This is a genomic window from Mesorhizobium sp. ES1-1 (genome assembly GCF_020164785.1).
In the GTDB taxonomy this organism is placed as follows: Bacteria; Pseudomonadota; Alphaproteobacteria; order Rhizobiales; family Rhizobiaceae; genus Mesorhizobium.
Map to the genome: position 1 here is coordinate 77,682 of NZ_JAIUGX010000008.1, position 26,767 is coordinate 104,448.

Sequence of the window (26,767 nt, forward strand, 5' to 3'; positions counted from 1 at the left end):
TTCCTGGAATTGCTCTAGCGCAGCCACCAGTCCCGGCCGGATGGCAGGCGCTCGATACCCGCCGCGTCGACCGAGCGCAGTCGCTCCAATACGCTCTGTTCGCGGATGGCGAGCTCCGGCGCGATCTCGGCCAGCGGCGCCAGCACGAAGGCGCGTTCCAGCATACGCGGATGCGGCACTTCCAACCCGGTTTCTTGGATGATGCGGTCGCCGAACACCAGAATGTCGATATCGATGAGGCGTGGTCCCCAGCGCTCCTCGCGCACGCGCTTGAGCCTTCGCTCGGCATCGAGGCAGAGATCCAGAAGCGCGCGCGGCGACAGGCGGGTCGACAGGCCGGCGGCGGCGTTCAGGAAATCAGGCTGGTCGAGCTTGCCCCAGGGCGGAGTCCGATAAAGCGAGGAGACGGCGGCGACCCTGGTATCGGCATCGGCGTCCAGTATCCGCAGCGCGGCAGCCATCGACGCTTCCGGATCGCCCAGATTGCCGCCGAGGCTCAGGTAGACGGTATTATTCTGGCCAGACAACGGTCACCTCGACGTAATCGAGCACGCCAGGCACCGGCGCGTTCGGCTTGCGCACCGTGATCTCGGCCTTCTTGATCTGCGGAAACCGCGCTGTCAGTGCACGCGCGACCTCGAGCGCCAGGGACTCTATCAGAAAGCGGCGCTGTCCGGTGATGATCTTTTCGATCTCCGTGAAGGCGATGCCGTAATTCACTGTATCTTCTATCGAATCCTCAACCAACGCGCGGCCTGGATCGACCGTGAGGACAGCGTCGACATAAAAGCGCTGACCGAGCCGTTCTTCTTCGTCCAGCACGCCGTGCCGCGCAAAGAAAGCGCAATTCTTCAGACGAATGACATACATTGCTTCAGCGGCCCGTTTGATCGGTTTGACGCGCAAGCATAGCATCCGCGAGGGCCAGCGCGTCCACGTTGAATGCGACATCGTGGACGCGAAACAGATGCGCGCCCTGCAATCTCAAAATGACGCTCGTCGCCGCAGTACCCGCGCCTCTGTCAGCCGCATCGCGGCCGGTGACGGTACCGATGAATCGCTTGCGCGATGTGCCGGCCATCAGCGGGAAGCCGAGTGCATGCAGCTCCGAGAAGCGGGCCATCAGGTCGAGATTTTCCTCGGCCGTCTCCTTGGCGAAGCCGAAGCCCGGATCGAGCACGATTTGATCATCGGCGACGCCATGGCAGCGGGCGATTTCCAGCGATGTCGTGAGGAATGCCAACTGGTCGGCGATCACATCCGGCAGCTTCTCGCGCCCGCGCCCGGTATGCATGATCACCAGCCCGGCCCCGATGTTGGCGGCGATGCGTGCAATATCGGGTTCCCGCTGCAGACCCCAGACGTCATTGACGATATGGGCGCCGGCGGCGACCGCCAGACGCGCGGTTTCCGCGCGATAGGTGTCGACGGAAATCAGCATCTCGCCGAAATCCGCCAAGGCATCGATTACCGGCAGGATCCGATCCTGTTCCTCGGCTGCCGAGATGGGCGCGGCGCCGGGGCGCGTCGATTCTCCACCGACGTCGATGACCTGCGCTCCTTCCACCACCATGCGGCGGGCCTGGACCAGCGCTTTTTCCGGAGCGTCAAACAGACCGCCGTCCGAGAAGCTGTCGGGGGTAACGTTGAGGATCCCGACAACCACGGCCTTGCCGCCAAGGTCGAGATGACGCCCATGAGCCAACCGCCACCGCCTTGTCGCCACCCCATGAACCAAAGGTCATCACCCATGTGTGATCCGTTGCGGATCAATTGCGTTGCGCCGGCCACGCCCCTAAAGCAAGGTGGCCAAAGAGGCAACATAATGAACCGATCCATCCCTGGCATGAAACGATACCTGCTGTGCGCTCTGCTACTCGGCGGCACCGCCTGGCCGGCGGGCGCGGCAAATCTCGTCAAGTCATACAGCTACTTCTCCATAGGCGGCAGCACGTTGGAGGACATCGAGACCCAGCTCTCCGAACACGGCCCCGAGGTCAAGAGCACGGGAATGCGGCATCCCGGCGCTACCCGTATGGCCTTCACCACCCGTATCAGCTACGCGCAGTCAGCGAGTTCCTGCCGCATCGCCGACGCTGTGGTGACCATCAAGGTAAAGGTCATCCTTCCTGAGTGGCGCCGCCCGCGCAAGGCGGACGGCGATGTACGACTGTTCTGGGATACGCTGGCCGCCGACATCAGGCGTCATGAGGAACGGCATGTCGAGATTGCGAAGAACCACGGTCGCGAACTCGAAGACGCGCTGAAGGCAACCTATCCCGAGAAGACCTGCGAAGCGGCCAAGGCAAAAGCCGCTGCGATCACCGCTTCCATCCTCGCCAAACATGACCGGGATCAAATGCGGTTCGACCGCGTAGAAGGCGTCAATTTCGAGAGCCGCATCCTGAGATTGCTGCGCTACCGCATCGAACGCCTGGACAATGGTCGGCTGCCTCCAGCCTGAACGGGCACGCAAGCCAAAATCCGTCGAAGCGTGGTGCCAGCGAGGAAAAACGTCCAATGACCCCTCGAAATCGGCCTATGGGACGCCATGTACCGGGCGCCCGCTGCAATAGCTATGCGATCAAGCGAACGAAACACGCCGCCGCAGGGTCGTGAACTTACGGACGAAGTGACATGGACCAGGCTGTCGACAGGAACACGATGGGGGGAACAGGCACGCCGCTGACGGAAAGCGAGAAGAACGCCATCATCGCCGGGGTTCTCCTGTCGATGTTATTGGCGGCACTCGATCAGACCATCGTCGCACCGGCCATGCCGACCATCGGGCACGCGTTGGGTCATGCGCAATATCTGCCCTGGATCGTCACCGGGTACCTGTTGACCGCGACCGCGATGGCGCCGCTCTACGGCAAGATTTCCGACGTCTATGGGCGCCGGCCGACCGTTTACGCAGCAATCCTCATCTTCCTTGCGGGCTCGCTGGTCAGCGCGCTGGCACCCAACATGCTGGTGCTTGTGATCGGACGGGCGATCCAGGGCGCCGGCGGCGGCGGCCTGTTCACCTTGGCGCAGACCGTCATCGGCGACCTCGTCCCGCCGCGCGAGCGGGCTCGCTACTCCGCCTGGGTCTCCGGCACCTGGGCCGTCGCCAGCATTGCCGGGCCTCTGCTTGGGGGTACTTTCGCCGAGCATCTCCACTGGTCGCTGATCTTCTGGATCAACATTCCCCTTGGCCTTCTGGCCATGGTGATCATCAACAATCCCCTCAAGAAACTGCCGATCGCCGCCAAGCGGCATCGCATAGACGGGCTGGGCGCGGGGCTTCTCGTCGTGGCCACCGCATTGCTGCTGCTGGCGTTGAATTGGGGCGGCAGCGAATATCCGTGGATGTCGCGTGAGATCCTTGGGCTGCTTGCGGCATCGGCAGTATTCTGGGCCGGTTTTTCGCTGCGGCTGCTGCGCGCGGCCGAGCCGCTCATCTCGCTCGAGGTGCTGAGCAATCGAATCGTCCTAGGCGGCACCGCATCCATGTTCCTTTTGCAAGCCGCCAATATTGGCCTGGCGGTCTATCTGCCTGTCTATCTGCAGTCGATCGTTGGGCTTTCGGTCAGCGAATCCGGCCTCGCAATGCTCGGCCTGCTCTTGGGCACGGTGGCCGGCGCCACGTTCAGCGGCCGCATGATACAGCGCTTTACCCACTACAAACGGATCGCCATGGTCGGGGTGCTCTTCTCCATACTATGCCTCGGCCTGCTCGCCGTCGTCGCGGCGCATGCCTCGCTGCTGCTTGTCGAGATCCTGACGATCTGCATAGGGCTGGGCAGCGGAACCACCTTCCCCGTCGCAACGGTTTCGGTCCAAAACGCCGTCGACCGCCCGCATTTAGGCGTCGCCACCGGCGTTCTGACCTTCCTGCGCTCGCTGGGCAGCGCCCTGGGCGTCGCCATGCTTGGTGCGGTCGCCCTCGGCTACGGCCTGCCTCTTGCCGCCGGAGAAGGGACGCTGGCCGTTGGCCAGGTCATATCCGCCGAACCCTTCGTGATGATCTTTCTCGTCGCCGCGGCAACGCTGGTTCTGGCCCTGATAGCGCTCTGGCTGATGCCGGAGAAGGCCTTGCGCGGCAAGGCCGAGCACGCGGCGGTGATGGCGGAATAGCATTCGTTCTTCCGCCGCGTTTCCAAAGAACCGGCCGGCGTTTCATTCGACCACGCCGAGTTTCCTCTGCAGGCTGCTCGACGAAGTTGTGTATTGGAACACGATGCGCTCGCCTGGGCTGACGATACGTTTGGCGGCCTGGGCCATCAAGGCGACTTCATGGAAGCCCGACAGGATCAGCTTGAGCTTGCCCGGGTACCAGTTGATGTCGCCGACTGCGAAGATGCCGGGCACCGAGGTCTGGAACTTTTCGGTGTCGACCGGAATCAGGTTCTCATGAAGATTGATCCCCCACTCGGCGATCGGTCCGAGCTTCATGGTCAATCCAAAAAACGGCAACATGCGGGTGCAAGGCATCTCCACATCGCCGTCCGGCCCCTTGATGACAGCCGACGAGAGCTGGCCGTCGGCGCCGGTAAGTCCGGTCACCTGGCCGACTTGGAACCGCAGCTGCTTCATCTCCTGCATGGCGTAAATCTTGTTGACGCTGTCGGGGGCGGCGCGGAACTCGGGCCGCCGGTGCACTAGCGTGACGCTCTTCGCCACGGGCTGCAGGTTCAGGGTCCAATCCAACGCGGAGTCACCGCCTCCTACAATTACAAGGTCATGGCCGCGAAAATCCTCCATCCGGCGCACCGAATAGAAGACGCTCTTGCCTTCATAGAGTTCGATGCCCGGTATCGGGGGGCGCTTGGGCTGAAAAGAGCCGCCGCCGGCGGCAATCACCACCACCTTGGCCTCGAACACCTCATTCTCGTCGGTCGTGACACGGAAATGGCCGTCCTCCAGCTTTTCAAGGCTGGAAACCATGCGGTTGTAGGTGAAGTCCGGCTTGAAAGGCGCGATCTGCTCCAGCAGCCTGTCGATGAGCCCCTGCGCCGAGATCGAGGGCCAACCGGGAATGTCGTAGATCGGCTTCTCCGGATAGAGCTCCGCGCATTGGCCGCCGGGACGGTCGAGAATGTCGATCAGGTGGCACTTCATGTCGAACAGGCCGAGTTCGAACACGGCAAACAGGCCCACCGGCCCTGCCCCGACAATGAGAACGTCCGTGCTGATGGTGCCGGTCATGCCATGGCCTCGCTGCTGCATAGGTAGAGAGACTGCATGACCGCCGGCCCGCTGCCAAGCGGAGCTCTGAAAAATCGGCGGGCGAGGATCAGCCCTGACGTTCGGGCACCCTTACGACCAGGCCGTCAAGCGCGTCGCGAACCTTGATCTGGCAGGACAGCCGCGAGTTCGGCTGGACGTCGTAGGCAAAGTCTAGCATGTCCTCCTCCATCGCCTCCGGCTCGCCGACAATCGCTGTCCATGCTTCGTCGACATACACATGGCAGGTCGCGCAGGCGCAGGCGCCCCCGCATTCCGCCTCAATGCCCGGAACCGCGTTGCGGATAGCGTTCTCCATGACCGTCGAGCCGTTCTCGGCATCCATCTCGAAATGAGTGCCGTCATGGGCGATGAATGTCAGCTTGGTCATTTGTCACCTGATGGGAATGTCAACGGGATAGTCACCCTGGCGCCGTGATTTAGAGTTCGCCTGATTCGCTCCCATGCGGGCGCGAACTGGCCGATTGCAGATTCAAGACACTAAGCGACAAGTCAACTGCCGCACGAAAGCGCCGCCAGATGACGTTTTTTCGGCAGACCGGCTCAGCGGCTGATGGCGGCGACGAAATCGCGCACTTCATCGATCAGTGCGCCCAGCCGCGTGAGGGCTTCGCTGTCTTCGGGCCGGCCCTCGATCTCGGTGACGCAATCGGCGATGGCGAATGCGCCAACGCCCCGCGCCGAGCCCTTCAGCCCATGAGCGAGAAGCAGCCGATCCTTGATGCTGGCGCCGCCAATCTGGTCCCGCACCGACAGTGCCTGCTGCACAAAAAGCGCCAGCACTTCCTGCTCCAGGCTCCGGTCGCCCATCGTCTGGCGGGCAAGGTGTGCCAAATCGACCGGCCGCGCCCGCCCTTGCCCCGACACGTCTCCGCCGGGCATTGAAAAGGCAATACCGCTCTCGCCACGCATGAAATTGCAACTCCGTTTGCTAAGCCGCCGGAAAACTAGGCGAACCCGGTGGACAACGCGTTAATGAATGGCGTGGAAAAATGTTGCGAAAGCGGCCGGGAAATCACGTCTGCGTTAACCCTATATTTAAAGTTTTACGTATCTCGCGGAATGCATGTTTTCTTTACCCCCCTGTGTCATTACGATACGAGAGTCCATTTTCAGCCTCCTGCGCGGGGGTGATAATAAGCAGAACTAAGCCCGCGGCAGCTAGTACAGGGTAGCGAAGGCATGGCGAAGAAAACAACGACGACCAGAACACTGGACAGCGACGTGGCCAGGGAACTTGAAAAGGCGCTCGATATCGACCTCAGCGGCGATATCGGCGGCGGTGATCTCGACATCGCGGCTTCCATGGAAGATCTGGAAGCGCAGATATCCCAGGCCGCCGATGAACTGGCGCGCGAAGGTCGTGGCCAAAACCAGGCCTCCCCTGTCGCCCAGGGCCAGGCCACGCAGTCCCAGGCAAACCAATCCCAGACCATGAAACCCACGCCCAAGGCCAAGCCGGCCGAGCTTCGCCCGGTCGAACCCCGCAATGGCGCCCAGCCGGCCGGTTTTTCGCCAGCCAATGACGATCGCCAGAAGGATTACAAGACACTTCTCCACAGCCTCAACCGGCGTGCTTCGACCACGATATATTGGGTGGTTGCCGTCGTGTCCCTGGTTTGGATCGCCGGCGCAGGCGCACTGGCCAATCTCCTCTTCGGGCCGAGCATCTGGCATATACGCACGATCGACCAGCTTCTTGCCCGCCCCGAACTGATCGGCCTGGCCGTCGCGGCGATCCTGCCGGTCATCCTGTTCTGGGCCTTCGCGGCAATGATCCGGCGCGCCCAGGAAATGCGCATCGCCGCCCAGTCGATGACGGAGGTGGCCTTCCGCCTGACCGAGCCTGAAAACCTTGCTCAGGATCGCGTCATGATGATCGGCCAAGCCGTTCGCCGCGAGGTCGCCGCCATGGGCGAAGGCATCGAACGCACGCTCGCTCGCGCCGTGGAACTCGAAACCCTGGTCCACAGCGAAGTGAACCAGATCGAACGTTCCTATTCGGAGAATGAATCCCGCATACGGTCACTGGTCGACGGGCTGGGCAGCGAGCGCGAAGCCGTTGTCACCCACGCCGAACGCGTGCGTGCCTCGATCACCGGGGCACATGAGACGCTGAAGGACGAAATCGGCGCCGCCAGCGACATCATTCGCGACTCGATCCTCAACGCGTCGACCAAGCTGTCGATGACGATCACCAATTCCGGCGACACGCTTATCGACCGCATCAATGATAGCTCGATGTCGATCTTCGATTCGGTGGAGGGCCGGCTCGATGCGATCACCGAGCGGCTGTCGACCTCGGGTGAAGCCTTCGCCAGCCTGCTCGATACCCGCATTGCCAAGCTGACGGACACCACAGACGGTCTTACCCGTTCGCTGACCGATCTTCTCGATGACCGCACCACCGGCATGGTATCCCTGCTCGGCGGCGCGGCGCGCACCCTGAATTCGGAATTCGAAGCCAGCCTCAACGGCATAGAGCGCACGCTCGCCGAGCGTGGCCAGGCGCTGATCAGCGAATTCCAGACCCGTGCCGAGGCGCTGGACACCGGAACGCAGAAGCTCAATGCAGCGCTCGAGGCGCGCGCCCGCCAGATCAACGAGACCCTGGTCGAGCGCGCCCGTGAGATCGCTCACACCTTTACCGAAAGCAAGGAAACGCTGTCGGCGATGATCGATCAGGGCAAGACCCAGATCGGCGCCGACATGGCCGACATCGTCACCTCGACCTCGTCCATGCTCGAAGCCCGCGCCAGTGATTTCGCCGGACGCATGGAAGCCGCGCGACATGTCGTTTCGCGCTCCTTCGATGACGACATCCAGCGACTTGCCGACGCCCGGGTTGGGATCGAGGAAGCCGTCGAGAACCATAGCCGTAAGCTCGCAGAGAGCCGCGAGCGCATGGCTGCGGCAATGCACGCAGACCTCGAGAAGTTCGCCGAGGGCCGCGCCGACATAGACGCCGCCGTGACTGGCCAGGTGCAGAAGCTCGCCGAGGGCCGTAACCTCATCGCGCGCGCGCTTGAAGAGGATCTGCGCAAAGTCAATGAGTCACGCGCCGCCATCGACGCATCTCTCGGCAGCCACCTCGAAAGGCTGGAAGAAGGTCGAAACAAGCTTTCCCTTGCCTTGAACGAAGACTCTGGAAAGCTTGTTCAAGCCCGTACGATCATTGACGAAATGGTTGCCGGACATGTCGGAAAACTGGCTGAGGGCCGCAATATCCTGTCGCGCGCCCTGGAGGCCGACCTCGGCAAGCTATCGGAGAGCCGCGCCGACATAGACGGTCTCGTCGCCGGTCAGGTGGAGAAGATCGCCGAAGGCCGCGCCGTGCTTGCCAAGGCGCTGGAAAACGACATCATCGGCATCAAGAGCCTGATCGAGACCCATTCCGCCAAGCTGGCCGAAGATCGCACGCTGCTTTCCAACTCGCTCGAGAACGACCTCTCCGGCATACGCGGTCTGATCGAAGACCATTCAGGACGTTTGGCCGAGGACCGTGGCCTGCTGTCGCAGACGCTCGAGGCCGATCTTGCCAAGCTGGCAGAAAGCCGGTCGAGCATAGATGGCCTGGTCGCCGGCCAGGTCGAAAAGCTCGCGGAAGGTCGCGATCTTCTCAGGCGCGCGCTGGAATCGGACCTGAATACGATCAAGGGCGTCATCAGCAGCCAGTCGGAAAAGCTGGCCGAGGATCGGGGCGAGCTGTCACGGGTCCTGGAAGCCGACCTGCAGAATGTGAACAGCGTCATCGCGGACCATATGAACAAGCTCGTCCAGGATCGTGCGACCCTGTCGAAGGCGCTCGAGGATGACCTTGCCAAGCTCGCCGACAGCCGTTCCAGTATCGACGGGCTGGTCGCCGGCCAGGTCGAGAAGTTGGCCGAGGGCCGCGATATCCTGCGCCGCGCTCTCGAAGCCGACCTCAATGCCATACGGAATACCGTGGCCGACCAGTCGCAGAAACTGGTCGATGACCGTGCGCAGTTCGCCCGCGTGCTCGAGGCCGATCTCGAAAGCGTCAGTGGCCTGGTCGCGAACCATTCCGAACGACTTGTCCAGGACCGTTCGACGCTGTCCAAGGCGCTCGAGGCCGACCTTGAGAATGTCGGCAATCTGGTCAACAGCCATTCCGAAAAGCTCGTCCAGGATCGCTCGATCCTGTCGAAGGCGCTTGAGGATGACCTTGCCAAGTTGGCCGATAGCCGCGCCAGCATAGACGGTTTGGTCGCCGGCCAGGTTGAGAAACTCGCCGAAGGCCGCGATATCCTGCGGCGTGCCCTTGAAGCCGACCTCAGTGCCATCAAGAGCACGGTCGCCGACCAGTCGCAGAAACTGGTCGAAGATCGTGCGCAGTTCGCCCGCGTACTCGAGGCCGATCTCGAAAGCGTCAGCGGCCTGGTCGCCAGCCATTCCGAAAAGCTCGTCCAGGATCGGTCGATCCTGTCGAAGGCGCTTGAGGATGACCTTGCAAAGCTCGCCGACAGCCGTTCCAGCATTGACGGTCTGGTCGCCGGCCAGGTCGAGAAACTGGCAGAAGGCCGCGACATCCTGCGCCGCGCGCTGGAGGCCGATCTGAATACAATCAAAGGCACCGTTGCCGACCAGTCGCAGAGACTGGTCGATGACCGTGCGCAGTTCGCCCGCGCACTTGAAGCCGATCTCGAAAGCGTCAACAGCCTGGTCAACAATCATTCCGAAAGGCTTGTCCAGGAGCGTTCGACACTGTCGAAGGCACTCGAGGCGGACCTCGAGAATGTCGGCAATCTGGTCAACAGCCATTCCGAAAAGCTGGTCCAGGATCGCACCACATTGTCGAGATCTCTCGAAGCCGACCTCGACACTGTGAGCGGGCTGGTCAACAGCCACGCGCAGAGGCTTGTCGAGGAACGCTCGACCCTGTCGAAGGCGCTCGAAGACGACCTTGCCAAGCTGGCCGAAAGCCGCTCGAGCATCGATGGGCTGGTCGCCGGTCAGGTCGAGAAGCTGGCCGAAGGCCGCGATATCCTGAAACGGGCGTTGGAAGCCGACCTGCAGAAGCTTTCTGCGAGCCGCGCCGATATCGACGACATCATCGCCGGACATGTCGGCAAGCTGGCCGAAGGCAGGGACATGCTGACCCGCGCGCTGGAAGATGATCTTGGCAAGCTCGCCGAGACCCGCAGGGATGTCGACCGTTCGCTGGCCGGGCACATTGATCAGATCGCCGGCAGAAGCACGGACATTTCCGCGGCAATCGCCGCCGATGTGGAGAAGATCGAGCAGGCGTTCAGCCGCCAGACCGGAATCATCGAGGAACGCGCGGGCACAATGGAACGTGCCCTCTCCACAGGCGTCGACAATGTCCGCGGCGTGCTCGAGAAGAGCGCCGTCTTCGTTGCCGGCGCCTTGCGTGAAAAGGTGCTCGAAGTCACCAGCACGCTGCACGAGCAGGCCGGCGCCGCGTTCAGCGATGCCGACCGCAGGATCGCCGAGCGCGCCGAACAGACCTCCGCCGCCTTGCTGGCGAGAGCCGAGGACATCGCCCGCTCGTTCGAGGACGCCGATCGCCGGCTGCATGCCCGAGCCCAGGACACGTCGAACGCCTTGCTTGCCCGCGCCGACGATGTCTCGAGCTCCCTTTTGGCCCGGGCACACGAAACCGCCGAGCAGCTCGCCGCCCGTGCAAGCGAGATCGTCGGCACGTTCGACGTCGCGGATCAGAAACTGGCGGCCCGCGCGCAGGCCACCACAGACCAGTTGGCCGCCCGCGCTCAGGACACGGCGGACCATCTGGCCGCCCGCGCCGACGAGATTGCCGGCGCCTTCGACGCCGCCGACCAGAAGCTTGTTGCCCGCGCTGTCGAGACGGCACAGTCGCTGGCCGCCCGCGCCGGCGACATCCTGCGCAATTTCGAGAGCGCCGACCAGCGTCTCGGGATGCGCATCGGCGAATCGGCTGAGGCGCTCGCGGCCCGTGCGACGGATCTCGGCCGCATCTTCGACGCCGCCGACCAGCAACTGGTCTCGCGTATCGCCGAGGGCTCGGAAGCCCTGTCGGGCCGCGCATCGGAAATCGGCCGGATCTTCGACGAAGCCGACCAGCGTCTGGTGTCCCGCATCGCCAACAGCACCTCGGCGATCGGCGAGCATGCCGAGATCATCGTCGGTACATTTGCCGACACCGAACAGCGGGTCGCGGAACGGGCAAGGCAGACAGGCCAGGAGATGGCCGTGCATGCCCGGCAGATCGAGCAGGCGCTTGCCGGCGCCGACGAGCGGCTGGCATCGAGCGCCGCGGCGACGGCCGCCCGTGTCGAAGAGCAGATCGCCAGCGTCGAAAACCGCCTCGCCTACACGGCTGAAACCATGGGCCGCAAGCTCAACGAGCAGGTTTCCAGCGCAGAGGCGCAACTGGTTTCCCGCGCCAATGTCATCGCGGAAACCTTCACCGCGGTGGGCCAGCACATCGGCCAGAGCACCAATGACGCGGCCAAGACTATCGGCGCCAACACCCGGGAGCTCAACACGATGCTCGCGGCGCGTTCCGCCGAAATGTCGAAAATCCTCGACGAGACGGCGCGGCCTTTGGTCGAGCGTTTTGCACAGGGTGGCTCGGAACTCCAAAGGAGCATGGAAGAAGTCACCGAGCGCGCCACCGAGAAACTGCGCAGCGAGAATGCCGCACTCGTCAACGCGCTTGCCAGCCGAACCGCCGAGACACTGTCGGCCGTAGAAGGGGCCCGCTCCACGCTGTCAGACAGCGTTGCCGACCTCATTGGCCGCATGACCCAGTCCAGCACGCAGCTCGGTCAGTTGATCGAGCAGGCCGCGGTCAATTTGGGCGAGGTCGACGAGCGCCTCACCGGCAGCACCCAGAGCTTTGCGGCTACCACCGAGAAAGCGGCCCAAACCTTCGCAAGTTCGGCGCGCCTGGTCGATTCGAACACCACAAGGTTGACGGAGCTGTCATCAGCGACCCTGCGGGAAGTGGCGTCGATCGCCACCAAGTTCGACGAACACAGCCGTCTGCTTGCCAGCGCGTCGGACCTGTTGAGCTCGGCCCAGAGCAATCTCGAGCACACGCTCGAGAGGCAGTCGTCGCTTGAAGATCTCGCCGTCGGACTGGTGAAGAAGTCGGAAGATCTCGAAAGGGTCATGCGCTCCTTCGAAAATCTTGTCGGCCAGACGCTGCAGAACGCCGAAGGCAAGACGATGGAATCGGCCGACAAGATCCGCACCGCGATCACCGAGGTCGTTGATTCGGCAACAAAGCGCTTTGCCGATGCGACCGAGGAGATGCGGCGCACGGCAGGCTCGATCAAAAGCGAACTCGACCTTACCCGGGCCGAACTCAAGAAGGGCGTCGTCGAAATGCCCGAGGAGGCAAAGGAATCGACCTCGGCCATACGCCGTGCCGTTTCAGAGCAGATCAACGCCTTGAAGGAACTGTCGGAGATCGTTGCGAAGTCCGGTCGCGGCGGCGACGGCTCGGAGCCGCGTGCTCTGCGTGCGGCTCCGCCGGCAGCCCCGCCAGCACGGCCCGAGCCGGCGCGCCGCGCGCCGCCTGCACCGCAGCCTGAGCTGCGCTCGCCCCAGGCGCCGTTGAACGGTCCCGCCTTGCGTGGTGCGCTGGACCTCGAACGTCCGGCCGAAACGCCGGCGCGCCCGCGCGCCGATGCCGCGCCCCGCACACAGCAGGGCGGCTGGGTACGCGATCTCCTGAGTGCGGCTTCTAACGATGAAGAGCTCAGGCCTTCGACACCCGCGGAAGCACCGCGCGAGGCACCCGCCCAGCGCTCGCCGCTGCATGTCGTGGAATCGTTGAACTCGCTCTCCGTCGACATCGCACGGGCCATCGACCATGATGCCTCGATCGAGCTGTGGAACCGCTACCGGCGTGGTGAGCGCGACGTGTTCACACGCCGCCTTTACACCCTGAAAGGTCAGCAGACCTTTGATGAAATCCGCCGCAAATATCAGGCGGAGGCGGAGTTCCGAGCCGCCGTCGACCGTTACTGCGACGATTTCGAAAAGCTGCTCAAGGATGTGTCTCGCAACGACCGCGACAACATCATGGCGCAGACCTATCTGACCTCGGACACCGGCAAGGTCTACACCATGCTTGCCCATGCCAGCGGGCGTTTGCACTGATCGGCTGACAGCACGAAGCCGAAACAAATAGGCGGGAAATTTCCCGCCTTTTTTCGTCCGCCGATTCTGTAAGTAGTGTCGCGCGATCAAACCTTGCGAGGCTCAGATGACGGAATCCGTCCAGCCAACGATCTGCCTGGCCGCATCCCCGAACGCGTTGTCCAGCGCCTTGACATAGGCGGGATTGCCGCTGCCCGAGACAGGCGCGGACGCTGTGAAACTCTTGGAGGCCCGAACCTCGCCGTTGCGGTCGTTGAGGATACGCACGAACAGGTCGACCTCGGCATGTTCACCACCGGCGACGCGCACTTCGAAGGAGCGGATCTCGACGATCACTTGGTAATCGATCGCAAGGCCCTCGCCCGGCTTGCCGACGCCAGCGAAGCTGCCCGAGCGCTGGAAAGTCTCGGCCAGCCGTGCCTGCACGATCAGCGGCAGCCGGTCGGCCCATTGCGCGCCCTTGAGATATTGAATCGATCGCTCGGAAGGCTTGATGACGATGTTCTGACTGTCCAGCGCCTTGAGCGCCGACGGTTGGGCGATCAGGATCTGGCGACGGCTATGGCCGCGGCCATCGATGGACGGGGCTGAAAGCTCGAAAGTGTCGAGTGGAGCGGGTCCGCCGCCAGGAAGCGCCGCGCAACTCGCAAGGGCCAAGGCAAGCAGTGCCACGCACGATCTGGATACTATGGACTTCACGCGCGATCCCTATTGTTCCCGGTACCGTTATGCCTGGACTTAAAATACGACCGGCACTTGCAACGCCTGTTTTTGGCGCAACCACTGTTTCTGGGGCGCGCGAAGGCCGAAGTCAACGCCGCGCCCTGCCGTCGAACTGCCGAACCTCTCCCTCGCCCCCCGAAAGGATGCGCTGCGGGTTACGGCTGAGATCGGTGACCGCTTCTTCGATACGGCTGATCGCACGGCGGCCGTCCTGCACCAGCGCATCGACATTCGACAGCCCTTGACCCGAGAAACGCGCCAGATTGTTGGTTATGACGCCGAGCCTCGAATTCAGCGTGTCGGCGACCTGTTTGAACGACTTCAGCGTGTTCCTGGCGTCGGCCATCACGCCATCGGCCTGCCCCGAACCGAGCAATTTGTCGACCTTGAGGAGAATGCCGTCGACGCGCACCGAAGCGTCATTCAGGCGCTGCGCGAGCTGCCTGGCATCCTTGATCGTCTCGTTGATGTCATCGGCCCGGTCAGCAAACTTGTTCGTGACCTTGGCAATGTCTGCGGCAGCCTTGTCGGCGCTTTCGCTGGCCTTCTGGATGTTGGCCAGCGCGGTTCGAACCTGCGCCGGATCGATGCCGTCAAGTACCCCGTCGACCTTGGCCAGGGTGCCTTGCGTCTGCTTGGCGAAATCATTCACAGAGCCCACGGCGGTGTTGACGTTCTTCATCACGCCGTCGAGTTGCTGGGACGTTTCCTTGAGATTGCCCGTCACCGTGTCGACATTGGCGACGATGATCTTGATCTTGTCCTTGTCGACGGCGTTCAGCAGACCTTCCGCGGCCTTCAACGTGCCGTCGAGCTTGCCGGAGACGCCCTTCAGCTCGTCGGCCAGCGTGCTGGCGGCAGACAGGAACTTGTCGATTCCGTCGGAATTCTTGGCCAACGCATCGGAGAATGTCTGCACGTTCTGCACGGTCTGCGTCAGCGGCCCGCGAACATCCCTGGTGAAACCTTCCAGCTCCGACAGCACCTTGTCCGCACGGCCAAAGATATCCTGCGCCGTCTGCAGCAGGTTGGTCACGGCCGACGGATTGGCAACGATCTCGGCGACCTTGCCCTCTTTTTCAGCCTGGTCGAGAAGTTTTACTTCCTTGGGGTCAGCACCTTTGAGTTCGATATTGGCCTGCCCGGTCAAGCCGGCAAGCCCGATATCGGCCTGGGTCGACTTGGTGATCGGCGTCATGCGGTCGATCTCGGTATCGGCGATCGCGACCGTCGGATTGTCGACGTCGATATAGACGCGCTTGACGTCACCGACCTTGACGCCGTTGAACAGCACGAAGCTGCCGCGACCAAGGCCCGACGCGGAGCCTGGGATGCGCACGCGCAGCAGCGTGGTTTCTCCCTTGTCGCCGATCGCCGCCGTCCAGTAGACGAACGCGAAAGCCGCAAGAATCGCGGCCAGCGTGAAGATTCCGACAATGACGTAGTTGGCTCTGGTTTCCATTGCCTCACTTATGGCTATGCGCGCGCCGCAAGATCAAGTTGCCGCGCGCGTTTTCCGCGGAAATACGACTTTACCCAAGGTTCCTCGCTCTTCAGCATGTCTTCGATCGTGCCTTCGACCAGCACTTTCTTGTTGCCGAGCACCGCCACGCGGTCGCAGGCTGTGAAAAGTGTGTCGAGATCGTGCGTCACCATATAGACGGTCAGGTCCATCGTATCGCGCAACTTGACGACCAGCGCGTCGAATTCCGCCGCGCTGATGGGGTCGAGGCCGGATGTCGGCTCGTCCAGGAACACGATGTCCGGGTCGAGCGCCAGTGCCCGCGCAAGTGCGGCGCGCTTGATCATGCCGCCCGACAGCTCGGATGGAAATTTATGCGCCGCGTCTGGCGGTAGACCGACCAGTTCGATCTTGAGCAGCGCCAGTTCGTCCATCAGCTTGCGCGGCAGGTCGAGATATTCGCGCATCGGTACCTGGACGTTTTCGAGCACGGTCAGCGCCGAGAACAGGGCTCCGTGCTGGAACAGCACGCCAAGCCGCATGTCTATGCGCAAGCGGTCCCTTTCGGTTGCCGTGGCGACATCGACGCCAAAAAGCTTGATCGTCCCCGACTGCTTCTGGGTCAGGCCTAGTATCGTGCGCAGCAGAACTGACTTGCCGGCGCCCGAGGCACCGACAAAGCCAAGGATCTCGCCGCGCCTGATGTCCAGCGACAGCTTGTCGAGAATGAGTTTGTCGGAGAAGGACACGGTGATGTCGCGCGCCGAGAGCACGACGTCGCCGTCCCGGCCATCGGTCGCGACCTTGGTCGCCTCTGTCGTGCTGTCCACACTCATCTCAGAACTCGATCGCTGCGTAGAAAATGGCGAACAATCCGTCGAGTATGATGACGACGAAGATCGATTTCACCACCGAAGCCGTGACATGCTGGCCCAGCGATTCCGCGCTGCCGCCGACCTTCATGCCCTCGACGGAAGCAATCGTGCCGATGATCATGGCCATGAAAGGCGCCTTGATCAGTCCGGCGAAGATGGTGCTGAGGTCGATCGCAACGCGCAGCCGGTCGATGAAGGCGGCCGGCGCGATGTCCGAGTAGAGCCATGCGGCCAGGATGCCGCCTGCAAGCGCCGCAAAATTCGCGACGATGGTCAGGCAGGGCAATGCGATGACCAGCGCCACAAGGCGCGGAAAGACCAGGACGCCGATCGGGTTCAGGCCGATGACCTTGAGGGCGTCGACCTCCTCGCGCATCTTCATCGAACCGATCTCGGCGGTGATCGCGCTGCCGGAACGGCCCGCGATCATGATCGCGGTCATCAGCACGCCGAGTTCGCGCAGGATCAGCACGCCGACCAGGTCGACGACGAAGATGTCCGCGCCGAAATAGCTGAGCTGATAGGCGCCTTGCTGGGCGACGATGGCGCCGACAATGGCCGACATCAGCACCACGACCGGAATGGCGCCGACGCCCATCCGGTCGATCTGGTTGAAGATCGCCGCCGGGTTGACCGCATGGCCACGCCCGAGCTTCATCTGCGCGCCGCGTATTGTGGCGCCGAGAATGTTCATCGACGCGAGGAAATCGTCCCGCATGTCGTAGACGCGTCGACCGACGGCCTCCAGGGTACGAATGACGAAATTGGGCGGCGTCGGGGCCGGCGAATCTGGCTCGCGCCGAGCGGCTTCGCCGACAGCATCGAGCAGGATGGATGCGATCTCGCTCTGGCCTTGCAGCGTGACCTTGACGTCCTTTGCCTCGAAGGCGCTGACCAACCGATCGATCAGCCACGCGCCGGCAGTGTCCATCTTCTCTATGTTGGAAAGATCGAGCGCCAAGCTTTTGAATCCGCTCCGGTTCTCGATTTCGCGCATATTGGCGTCGATCGACGCGACCGTCCGTGTCGTCCACACTCCGGAGAAGGCGCAACCGAGAATGCCGTTCTCCTCGCCGATCGCGACGCGCGGATCGTGGTCAGCCTCCTCGGGGGTCGTGCCGCTTGCGTCGCGCTTGCCGATGGTCAACATGGCGTCCTCTTTAGCCTGACGGGACCAAGCTGTCGATTTGCCGACACCCGTGTTCTTGCATAGCCGGAGCAGAAAAATATGGCGCGTGTCATTTCGGTTGAGGCCGAGCGTTTCCCGATTGCCGGCACCTTCACCATTTCGCGCGGGTCGAAGACTGAAGCGGAGGTCATAAGCTGTACAATCAGCGAAGGCGCCCAAGCCGGCCGCGGCGAATGCGTCCCCTACAAACGCTACGGCGAGACAATGGACGGCGTACGCCAGGCAATCGAAGCCATGCAGGGCCCGATCGCCGGCGGCATGGACCGGTCAGCCCTGCTCGACGCCATGCCGGCGGGCGCTGCGCGTAACGCGATCGACTGCGCGCTGTGGGACCTGGAAGCCAAGGTGAGCGGAAAACCCATCGCCTTCAGCATTTGTGCTGATTCTTTACGGCCTCTCGAAACGGCCTACACGCTGTCGCTTGGCGACCCCGAAGCGATGGCCGCGCAGGCTCGCGCGAACGCCTCGCGGCCGCTGCTCAAGGTCAAGATCGGCACAGACGACGACATGGCCCGCATCCGCGCTGTCCGGCATGCAGCGCCCGACAGCCGCATCATCCTCGATGCGAATGAGGGCTGGACCGAAGATAACATCGTTGCCAACCTCGCCTTTGCCGCCGGACACGGCATCGCGCTGATCGAACAGCCGCTGCCCGCGGGCCGGGACGAAATCCTGCGCCATATCGCGCATCCCGTGCCGATCTGCGCCGATGAAAGCGTGCACGAAGCCAGGGACCTAGGCTCCCTCCTCGGTCTCTACGACGCAGTCAACATCAAGCTCGACAAGTCGGGTGGGCTGACGGCGGCGCTCATCCTGCGCGACCGCGCGCGCGAACTGGGCTTCGGCGTGATGGTCGGCTGCATGGTCGGTACGTCGCTGGCCATGGCGCCGGCGGTGCTGCTTGCCCAGGACGCCGACTTCGTCGATCTCGATGGTCCGCTGCTGCTTGCCCGCGATCGTGTGCCGAGGCTTGTCTACAACGGCTCGCTGGTCTCACCGCCCGACACGGCGCTGTGGGGCTGAGCGGGCTGCAAGCCCGATGAGCACAAGCCCGACCAGGGCAACCGGAACCATGGCGAAGAACCCGTCGACACCGAAGCGGTCATAGAGCGGGCCGGATGCGAGGGTCACCAGGGCCATGAAGAAGCCGTTGGAGAAATAGGCGATGCCTTGCGCGGCGCCCGTGCGTTCCTCGGAAATGGTTTCGCCGATCATCTTCTGCAGGCCGATCAGCACCAGCGCCACGGAGACCGCGTGCAATGTCTGCACCGCGAAAAACCCGGCAATGCCGAGGCCGAGAGGCCAGACCAACGGAAACGCGATCCACCGCGCGATGGACCCGACCCCGGCCATCACCATGATGGACACCACGGAAAAGGAATTGAAGAAGCGCGTGAACATCATGAACATGCAGACTTCGGAGACCACGCCCCAGGCCCACAGCAGACCCACAACCGAATCGCCAATACCGATCGATTTCCAGTAGATGGAGACGAAACCATAGAGGAAGGCATGGCTGGCGGTGATGACGCCGACACCGATGGAGAAATACAGGAAATAGGCGTTGAGAAGTTTGGGCGCCGAGTGCTGGATGTCGGCGGCCGACAGTGGCGACGATCGCCGCGGACGCCCCATGCGCGGCGCCAGCAGGGCAGCGGCGAGCGCTGCGGCCAGCGCCATGAAAATAATCGCCGGGACAGCGCCGGAGCCCGTCGCAGCCAGGATGAAGCCGCCGGCGACATTGGCGAACAGATACGAAATCGATCCCCATTTCCTCATGCTGGTATAGTTGGAGCCGAAGCGGCGTACGCCCGAAAGCGCCAGCGAATCGGCCATCGGCGACTGCGGCGTCCAGACTATGGTCAGCGCCATCGAAACCGTCAGGACCATGGCGTAGGTCGGGGGCAGGAAATATCCGGCCGACAGCAACAGCGCGGCACCCACCAACCCGATATAGACATTGGCGCGGTCCGCGGCCCTGTCGGCCAGCGCGGTCAGCAAAGGCGTCGTCACCACACGCAGGAACATGGGCGCGGCCAGGATGACCGCGATCTCCCGCGCATCGAACCCTTTGGCCTCCAGCCACAGCGGAAAGTAAGGCACATGCGTCCCGAGCGAGACAAATAAAGTCGCGTAGATCAGGCTCATGCGCAGTTCGAAATGCCGTGGCTTGACGAGCTGTTCGGGAGAAAGCGGCGGCAGGGGCATGAATCGATCCAATATGGCCGCGCTCGGTCGGTCGGCCGCAGGCATCGATCACTTAACATGGCTCAAAACCGGGCGGAACCGGCTGGCCCAACTGATTGACGGCGCAGGGGCGAACGCCGAAACCTATGCCGCCTGCCCGACCCGAGCCTCGATCAGCAAAGGGATAAAGGGTTCTTGCGGCACCTCAGGCAGTATCTGCGCCCAGGTCAGGATCTCCAGCCGGCCGTCGAAATGCTCGACCACGGCTGTGCAGCTTTCCACCCAGTCGCCCGTATTGACGTAGCGGACATCGCCGAAATTCTCGATGGCCGCATGATGGATATGGCCGCAGATAATGCCGTCGACATGCGAGCGGCGCGCCTCTTCCGCAAGCATGGTCTGGAACGAGCCGATAAAGTTCACCGCCTTCTTCACATTGGACTTGGCCCATGACGAAAACGACCAATAAGGCAGGCCGAGCAGTTGGCGAAGCCGTGTGACCACGCGGTTGACCAGCATGGCCGCGTCATAGGCATGGTCGCCGAGATAGGCGAGCCAACGCGCATTGTGGACGACGGTGTCGAACTGGTCGCCGTGGATGACGAGCAGGCGCTTGCCATCCGCGGTCTCGTGGATGGCGCGGTCGGCGACGACGATGCCGCCGAAATGCACGCCTTGGAACTGGCGGGCAAATTCGTCGTGGTTTCCGGCTATGTAGGTGATGCTCGCACCCTTGCGCGCCTTGCGCAGGAGCTTCTGCACGACGTCATTGTGGCTTTGCGGCCAGTGCCAGCTGCGCCGCAGCCGCCAGCCGTCGACAATGTCGCCGACCAGATAGATGATATCGGCGTCATGATGCCTGAGGAAATCGATCAGGAACTCGGCCTTGGCCGCCTTCGAACCCAAATGGATGTCGGAGATAAACATGCTGCGGAAAGTGCGGGGCGGTTCGCCAGACATTGCGTTGTCACCGTTGCTTTCGCAGCCTATGCGCCGATTCATGCAACAACCGTATGACGGTTGCGATTGGTCCAGCCGAGACGCTAGCTTGCCGGACAAATCAAAGGAGAAATCGTCATGGATCTCGGCATCAGGGGAAAGAAGGCCATCGTCTGCGCTTCGAGCAAGGGCCTGGGTCGCGGTTGCGCCATGGCGCTGGCCGAGGCCGGTTGCGACATCGTCGTGAACGGACGCAATGCCGAGTTGGTCGGCAGGACAGCCGCTGAGTTGCGCGAACGCTTCGGCGTGACGGTGACCGAAGTCGTCGGCGATGTCTCGAGGCCGGAAGTGCAGAAGGCGCTGCTATCGGCCTGTCCCGAACCGGATATCCTCGTCAACAACAATGGCGGACCTCCATTGCGAGATTTCCGTGAGCTTGACCGACAGAAGATCCTCGAAGGTGTTACCCAAAACATGGTGACGCCGATCGAACTGGTGCAGGCTGTCATCGACGGCATGGCGGCACGCGGATTCGGCCGCATCGTCAACATCACCTCGCTGTCGGTCTACGTGCCTATTCCCGGCCTTGATCTGTCTTCGGGCGCGCGAGCCGGCCTCACCTCGTTCCTGGCCGGCGTGGCGCGAACCGTTGTCGACCGCAACGTGACCATCAACAGCCTCCTGCCGGGCAAGCTCGACACCGACCGGCTGCGTGGACCGCATGAGGCCGGCACGGTCGAAGACCCGACCGCCGCAGCCGAACGCAAGACCCGCATCAGCGCCGATGTTCCGGCCAAGCGCCTGGGCACGCCGGAAGAATTCGGCCAGATCTGCGCCTTCCTCTGCTCGGTCCATGCCGGCTATCTGACCGGGCAGAACATCCCGGTCGATGGCGGCCTCTACGTCAGCGCTTTTTGATCAACTTGTCCGTGAGGCGAGAACAGTCGCCGGCGGCGAGATCGGCTTAACCAGTTGATATGGTGCGATTTTCACGCCTAAAGCGGCGAGACCCGCGGCGCGCTGATTAGCGTCGCGGAAAACCTGGGCCGCATGCTAGAAGGGCTCTTCAGCAGATCTCGTGGGAGCGGCCGCATGGAAGGCGAGAACAACAAACCGGCGCGTTCGGACCTCGACGAAGCGGCCCTCTACTTCCACAAGCATCCCCGGCCGGGCAAGCTCGAGATCCAGGCGACCAAGCCGCTCGGCAACCAGCGTGACCTCGCCCTCGCCTATTCGCCGGGCGTCGCCGCTCCCTGCCTCGAGATTCGCGACGACCCGACGGCGGCCGCCGACTATACCGCGCGCGCCAATCTGGTAGGTGTCGTCTCCAACGGCTCGGCGGTTCTGGGTCTCGGCAACATCGGCCCGCTCGCCTCCAAGCCCGTGATGGAAGGCAAGGCCGTCCTGTTCAAGAAATTCGCCGGCATCGATGTCTTCGACATCGAGATCGACGCGCCCGGCATCGAGCGGATGGTCGAGACGATCTCGGCGCTTGAGCCGACCTTTGGCGGCATCAATCTCGAAGATATCAAGGCGCCCGAGTGCTTCGAGGTCGAGGAACGCCTCAAGGCACAAATGAAAATACCGGTATTCCACGACGATCAGCATGGCACCGCCATCATTGTCGCGGCCGCCGTGCTCAACGGCCTGGAATTCGCCGGCAAAACCATATCGGACATCAAAATCGTCACGTCAGGCGCTGGAGCCGCTGCCTTGGCGTGCCTCAATCTGCTCGTCTCGCTCGGGGCGCGGGTCGAAAACATCTGGGTCACCGACCGTTTCGGCGTCGCCTACAAGGGGCGCACGGACGAGATGGACCGCTGGAAGGACCCTTATGTAAAGGACACGGACGCGCGCACGCTGGCCGATGTCTTGCCCGGCGCCGACGTCTTCCTCGGGCTCTCGGCAGCCGGAGTCCTGAAACCCGAGCTGCTGCGGCACATGGCGCCGAAGCCGCTGATCCTTGCATTGGCCAACCCCAACCCCGAGATCATGCCGGAACTGGCGCGAGCGGCCCGCCCCGACGCCATGATCTGCACGGGCCGGTCCGATTTCCCGAACCAGGTCAACAATGTCCTGTGTTTTCCTTACATTTTTCGCGGCGCACTCGACTGCGGAGCCAGCGCCATCAACGAGGAGATGAAGATGGCCGCAGTGCGCGCCATCGCCGCTCTTGCGCGCGAGGAGCCATCCGACGTGGCGGCACGGGCCTATTCAGGCGAGACACCGATCTTTGGACCGGACTTCCTGATCCCCTCGCCCTTCGATCCACGCCTGATCCTGCGCATCGCGCCGGCCGTCGCCAAGGCCGCCTGCGACACCGGCGTGGCGACGCGGCCGATCACCGACTTTGCTGCCTATATCGACAAGCTCAATCGCTTCGTCTTCCGCTCCGGCCTGGTCATGAAACCGGTGTTCTCATCCGCCAAGATGTCGGTCGCCAAGCGCGTCATCTACGCTGACGGCGAAGACGAACGCGTGCTGCGCGCCGCGCAGGTGGTGCTGGAGGAAGGCATTGCCGAGCCCATCCTGATCGGCCGACCTCATGTGATCGAGGTGAGGCTGAAGCGCTACGGGTTGCGCATCAAGCCGGGTGTCGATTTCGGCCTCATCAACCCCGAGGACGATCCGCGCTACCGCCACTATGTCGATCTGCTGATCGAGCTTGCCGGACGGCGCGGCGTGACCACCGAAGCGGCGCGTACAATGGTGCGCACCGATAATACGGTGATCGCTGCACTGGCGCTGAAGCGCGGCGACGCCGACGCCATGGTCTGCGGGCTCGAAGGCCGTTTTGAGAAGCACCTGCGCAATGTCGCGCTGATCATCGGTCCGCGAGCCGGCATCAAGGACCACGACCTGTCCACGCTTTCGATGTTGATTTCGCAGCGTGGCATCATTTTCCTGACCGATACCCACGTCACCGTTGACCCCACAGCCGAAGAGATCGCGGAGATGACGGTGCTGGCGGCGGAAGAGATCCAGCGTTTCGGCATCGAACCCAAGGCCGCCCTGCTGTCGCATTCGGATTTCGGTTCGCGTGATTCGCCGAGCGCGATCAAAATGCGCCAGGCGGCTGCCATCCTGGCACGCATCGCCCCCGACCTTGAATGCGACGGCGAGATGCATGCCGATACCGCCCTATCGGAGCCTCTGCGCCAGCGCGTCTATCCCCACTCGAGGCTCCAGGGGGAAGCCAATCTGCTGGTCTTTCCCAACTTGGACTCGGCCAACATCACGCTGACCGCGCTCCGCACCATGATGGATGCGTTGCATGTCGGCCCGATCCTGCTCGGAACCGACAAGCCGGCCCATATCCTGACGCCGTCGGTCACCTCGCGCGGCGTGGTCAACATGACCGCGCTGGCGGTGGTCGAAGCGGCTCACAAGGCGCAGGCGGTCGTCAATCTGGGCTGACCGATGGTGGCGGTAAACTGCGGTTAACCATGAATGCGCTAGTCTCCGGCCGATCAGGCGGAGTTTGGATGGATGAGAAGCGGAGGGTTGAAGCGGTCGCATTCCGCCCCACTCCTGCTTGGCTTGTTGCTTTGCAGCGTTGTTGCGCGGGAGTCGCAAGCCGCCTCGCGGACCTGCGGCCGGTTGCAGGGTGAGCTTGCCGCCTCGCGCGGCGCCGCAGGCCAGGCCCTGATCCGCAAATACGATGTGGCCATCGGCAAGCAGCGCGAGCAGATCTCGAAGGTCCGCGGCCAGTCCAGCAGCGCCGGCTGCGGCTTTTCGCTGTTCGGCCGCAACACCAAGGAATGCGCGGCGCTCGACGCCACCATCGACCGCATGAGCGCCAACCTCGAAGCGCTGCAAGGCAAACGCCGGCGCCTAGAGGGAGGCGGCTCCCGCCGGGACAAGGCGCGCATCCTTGCGGCGCTCGACGCCATTGGTTGCCGAAACGAGACCGCAGCACCCCGCCGTGCTCAGAAACTGGAAGCTGACCGCGAAGACGGCAGGACCAACCTGCTCGATCAGCTTTTCGGCGGCGACACACGGCAGATCGATGCGCTCGAACAGGCCGCCGGTCCAGGCGAGGAGCGCAATGCTCGCCAGGTACTTAAGCTGTCCGGCATTCCGGGCCGGGGCGGTGAGTTCCACACCTCCTGTGTTCGCACCTGCGATGGCTACTTTTTCCCGATGTCGAATGCCGCCTCGCTCGGCGATTTCGAACGCGACCAGAAGAACTGCGAATCCAGCTGCCCCGGCACGGAGATGCAGGTCTTCTACTCCCGCGGCATGGGCGGTGACTCGGCCTCGATGACGTCATCGGTGACCGGCAGGCCTTACAGCGAGTTGCCGACCGCCTATGTCTACAAGCGGTCCGACATATCGCGGCCACCAGCCTGCGGATGCAACGCCGCGCAGAACTTCGAGGTCATCGCCGGCAGTCCGCCGAGCGGGACGTCAGAGCCGCCCGCGGATGGTTCGCCGTCGATCCTGACGCCCGTCTCCGATCCCGATCCCGGCGCCGACTCGCAAACCCCGGCCAATATGCAAGACCCGCTCGATGGCGCGACCATCGAGCGGGTGTCCGTCGGGCCGGTGGCTTCGCCGGTATCGACCCTGCCGCCCGAACAACGCAAGGTCAGGGTCGTCGGGCCAACGTTCCTTCCCGACCCATCAGCGGCAATAGATCTGCAAGCTCCGGCCCCGAAGGCAGTCCGGTAAGCGCCAGCCTGAGCGGCATGAACAATGCCTTGCCCTTGCGGCCCGTCGCTTCCTTGATCCTGTCCGTCCATTCTCTCCAGACCGTTGCACCCCAAGGCTCTTCGGGCAGCAGGTCGAAGGCCTGACGGAGGAAGCCGAGGTCATCATCCGAAAACTCCGGAGCCTCGCCTGGACCTTCGCGCAGCACGCGCCACCATTTGGGCGCGTCGGCCAGCTTGTCGAGATTGCCCCGCACCGCCAGCCAGAAAGCCTCCGCCCGGTCGCCCGAAATGCCGAGCACGATGAGCCGGTCGCGCGCCTCAGCAAACGGCATGTGATGCAGCAGCGTTCGGTTGAGTACGAACAATTCGTCAGGGTCGAATTTCGCCGCGGATTTGGATGTCGCTGCAGGATCGAAACGTTCGGCCAGCTCGCTCATCGTCGTCACCGCCGCGACATTCTCGGACGTTCCCACAAGCACGGCCAGCGATGCTACGGCCATCGGCTCGATGCCGTCCTCGCGCAGGCTCTCGATCGAGAGCGCGCCGGAGCGCTTCGACAGCCCTTCGCCTGACGCGGTGGTCAGAAGATTGTGGTGGCCGAACACGGGTGGCGCGGCACCGAGTGCCTGGAACAGGGCGATCTGTACGCCGGTGTTTGTGACATGATCGTCGCCGCGAATGACATGGCTGACGCCCATCTCGATATCGTCGACAACCGAAGGCAGCGTATACAGATAGGTACCGTCCTCGCGCACCAGGACCGGGTCGGACAGTGATGCAAGATCGACCGTCTCTTCGCCGCGCACCAGATCGTCCCAATGGATTTCGGTGCGTTCAGGCTGCTGTGGATCGCCGGCAAAATTGGGCAGCAGAAAACGCCAGTGCGGCCGGCGGCCATCGGCGTGATATTCGGCCACCTGCTCCTGCGTCAGCGTCAAGGCCTCACGGCCATAGACCGGAGGAAGCCCACGGGTACGGCGCACTTTTCGCCTCAGATCGAGCTCCTCCGGAGTTTCATAGCAGGCATAGAGAACGCCCGCCGCCTTGAGCCGCTCGACCGCCGCGTCGTAAACATCGAAGCGCCGCGATTGATACTCGGTGGCGTCCGGAAAAATCCCCAGCCAATGCAAATCGTAGAGGATGGCGTCGGAGAATTCCTGCTTCGAGCGCGCAATGTCGGTGTCATCGAAGCGTTGGATGAAGCGGCCCTTGTTCTTCATGGCGAACAGCCAATTGAACAGAGCTGTGCGCGCATTGCCAATATGGATGCGGCCGGTCGGGGATGGAGCGAAACGAACGGTAACTGTCATGGGCGGGGCGTACCGGATGGCTCTGGAATTGACAAGGAGCGCCCCCGCGCCGCTGCAGCGGGCAA

General features: G+C 63.0%; 20 protein-coding genes. 7 read left to right on the forward strand and 13 right to left on the reverse strand.

Features of this window, described 5'->3' with window-relative positions; translation table 11 throughout:
• Positions 1-14 precede the first annotated feature (14 nt).
• Genes folK through folP form a run of 3 tightly spaced genes read right to left on the reverse strand, consistent with a single transcriptional unit; the run spans position 15 to position 1,726 of the window.
• Complete coding sequence (gene folK / locus LB513_RS15265; RefSeq protein ID WP_224664324.1) at positions 15-527, reverse strand: 2-amino-4-hydroxy-6-hydroxymethyldihydropteridine diphosphokinase; 513 nt, start codon at positions 525-527, stop codon at positions 15-17.
• Positions 511-870: a dihydroneopterin aldolase gene (gene folB, locus LB513_RS15270; RefSeq protein ID WP_224664515.1), complete on the reverse strand. Its 360-nt coding sequence runs from the start codon at positions 868-870 to the stop codon at positions 511-513. The genes folK and folB overlap by 17 nt, the downstream gene beginning before the upstream one ends.
• A gap of 4 nt (positions 871-874) precedes the next feature.
• Positions 875-1,726 (reverse strand): dihydropteroate synthase, encoded by an 852-nt coding sequence (folP, locus tag LB513_RS15275; protein WP_224664325.1) that lies wholly within the window; start codon positions 1,724-1,726, stop codon positions 875-877.
• 120 nt (positions 1,727-1,846) lie between these two features.
• Here folP and LB513_RS15280 point away from each other — a divergent pair, with 120 nt between their 5' ends.
• Positions 1,847-2,464, forward strand: a complete 618-nt coding sequence (locus LB513_RS15280; RefSeq protein WP_224664516.1) for a DUF922 domain-containing Zn-dependent protease — start codon at positions 1,847-1,849, stop codon at positions 2,462-2,464.
• A 173-nt stretch (positions 2,465-2,637) separates the two neighbouring features.
• Positions 2,638-4,119 (forward strand): MDR family MFS transporter, encoded by a 1,482-nt coding sequence (locus LB513_RS15285; RefSeq protein WP_224664326.1) that lies wholly within the window; start codon positions 2,638-2,640, stop codon positions 4,117-4,119.
• A gap of 42 nt (positions 4,120-4,161) precedes the next feature.
• Here LB513_RS15285 and LB513_RS15290 read toward each other — a convergent pair whose 3' ends face one another.
• The 3 genes from LB513_RS15290 to LB513_RS15300 form a co-directional block, all read right to left on the reverse strand.
• The gene (locus tag LB513_RS15290; protein WP_224664327.1) at positions 4,162-5,190 is read right to left on the reverse strand and encodes an NAD(P)/FAD-dependent oxidoreductase; all 1,029 of its coding nucleotides are present in this window, start codon (positions 5,188-5,190) and stop codon (positions 4,162-4,164) included.
• 88 nt (positions 5,191-5,278) lie between these two features.
• Positions 5,279-5,599 carry a 2Fe-2S iron-sulfur cluster-binding protein gene (locus LB513_RS15295; protein WP_224664328.1) on the reverse strand — a complete coding sequence of 107 codons (321 nt, stop codon included), beginning with the start codon at positions 5,597-5,599 and terminating at the stop codon, positions 5,279-5,281.
• Between the two features lie 173 nt (positions 5,600-5,772).
• Positions 5,773-6,141 (reverse strand): Hpt domain-containing protein, encoded by a 369-nt coding sequence (locus LB513_RS15300; RefSeq protein ID WP_224664329.1) that lies wholly within the window; start codon positions 6,139-6,141, stop codon positions 5,773-5,775.
• Between the two features lie 270 nt (positions 6,142-6,411).
• Here LB513_RS15300 and LB513_RS15305 point away from each other — a divergent pair, with 270 nt between their 5' ends.
• Complete coding sequence (locus tag LB513_RS15305; protein ID WP_224664330.1) at positions 6,412-13,362, forward strand: kinesin; 6,951 nt, start codon at positions 6,412-6,414, stop codon at positions 13,360-13,362.
• A 102-nt stretch (positions 13,363-13,464) separates the two neighbouring features.
• Here LB513_RS15305 and LB513_RS15310 read toward each other — a convergent pair whose 3' ends face one another.
• The 4 genes from LB513_RS15310 to LB513_RS15325 all read right to left on the reverse strand — a co-directional run bounded on the left by LB513_RS15310 (position 13,465) and on the right by LB513_RS15325 (position 17,572).
• On the reverse strand, positions 13,465-14,034 hold the full coding sequence (locus LB513_RS15310) for an ABC-type transport auxiliary lipoprotein family protein (protein ID WP_224664331.1): 570 nt from the start codon (positions 14,032-14,034) through the stop codon (positions 13,465-13,467).
• 139 nt (positions 14,035-14,173) lie between these two features.
• Positions 14,174-15,547 carry an MCE family protein gene (locus tag LB513_RS15315; RefSeq protein WP_224664332.1) on the reverse strand — a complete coding sequence of 458 codons (1,374 nt, stop codon included), beginning with the start codon at positions 15,545-15,547 and terminating at the stop codon, positions 14,174-14,176.
• A gap of 14 nt (positions 15,548-15,561) precedes the next feature.
• On the reverse strand, positions 15,562-16,383 hold the full coding sequence (locus tag LB513_RS15320) for an ABC transporter ATP-binding protein (protein WP_224664333.1): 822 nt from the start codon (positions 16,381-16,383) through the stop codon (positions 15,562-15,564).
• 1 nt (position 16,384) lies between these two features.
• Positions 16,385-17,572: an MlaE family ABC transporter permease gene (locus LB513_RS15325; RefSeq protein WP_224664334.1), complete on the reverse strand. Its 1,188-nt coding sequence runs from the start codon at positions 17,570-17,572 to the stop codon at positions 16,385-16,387.
• 78 nt (positions 17,573-17,650) lie between these two features.
• Here LB513_RS15325 and dgcA point away from each other — a divergent pair, with 78 nt between their 5' ends.
• On the forward strand, positions 17,651-18,634 hold the full coding sequence (gene dgcA, locus LB513_RS15330) for an N-acetyl-D-Glu racemase DgcA (RefSeq protein WP_224664335.1): 984 nt from the start codon (positions 17,651-17,653) through the stop codon (positions 18,632-18,634).
• Here dgcA and LB513_RS15335 read toward each other — a convergent pair.
• Positions 18,605-19,819, reverse strand: a complete 1,215-nt coding sequence (locus LB513_RS15335) for an MFS transporter (protein ID WP_224664336.1) — start codon at positions 19,817-19,819, stop codon at positions 18,605-18,607. The two genes, dgcA and LB513_RS15335, sit on opposite strands and share 30 nt — an antisense overlap.
• 123 nt (positions 19,820-19,942) lie before the next feature.
• Positions 19,943-20,758 carry a UDP-2,3-diacylglucosamine diphosphatase gene (locus LB513_RS15340; RefSeq protein WP_224664337.1) on the reverse strand — a complete coding sequence of 272 codons (816 nt, stop codon included), beginning with the start codon at positions 20,756-20,758 and terminating at the stop codon, positions 19,943-19,945.
• A 117-nt stretch (positions 20,759-20,875) separates the two neighbouring features.
• On the opposite strand from LB513_RS15340, the gene LB513_RS15345 reads away from it, so the two are divergent.
• The 3 genes from LB513_RS15345 (at position 20,876) to LB513_RS15355 (ending at position 25,411) form a co-directional block, all read left to right on the forward strand.
• Positions 20,876-21,655 carry an SDR family oxidoreductase gene (locus LB513_RS15345; RefSeq protein WP_224664338.1) on the forward strand — a complete coding sequence of 260 codons (780 nt, stop codon included), beginning with the start codon at positions 20,876-20,878 and terminating at the stop codon, positions 21,653-21,655.
• A gap of 174 nt (positions 21,656-21,829) precedes the next feature.
• Positions 21,830-24,154, forward strand: a complete 2,325-nt coding sequence (locus tag LB513_RS15350) for an NADP-dependent malic enzyme (protein ID WP_224664339.1) — start codon at positions 21,830-21,832, stop codon at positions 24,152-24,154.
• A 72-nt stretch (positions 24,155-24,226) separates the two neighbouring features.
• Positions 24,227-25,411, forward strand: coding sequence for a DUF2865 domain-containing protein (locus tag LB513_RS15355; protein WP_224664340.1), 1,185 nt, complete (start codon positions 24,227-24,229; stop codon positions 25,409-25,411).
• On the opposite strand, the gene gltX is transcribed toward LB513_RS15355, so the two are convergent.
• The gene (gene gltX, locus LB513_RS15360) at positions 25,329-26,702 is read right to left on the reverse strand and encodes a glutamate--tRNA ligase (protein ID WP_224664341.1); all 1,374 of its coding nucleotides are present in this window, start codon (positions 26,700-26,702) and stop codon (positions 25,329-25,331) included. The genes LB513_RS15355 and gltX overlap by 83 nt on opposite strands.
• Between the last annotated feature and the right edge of the window lie 65 nt (positions 26,703-26,767).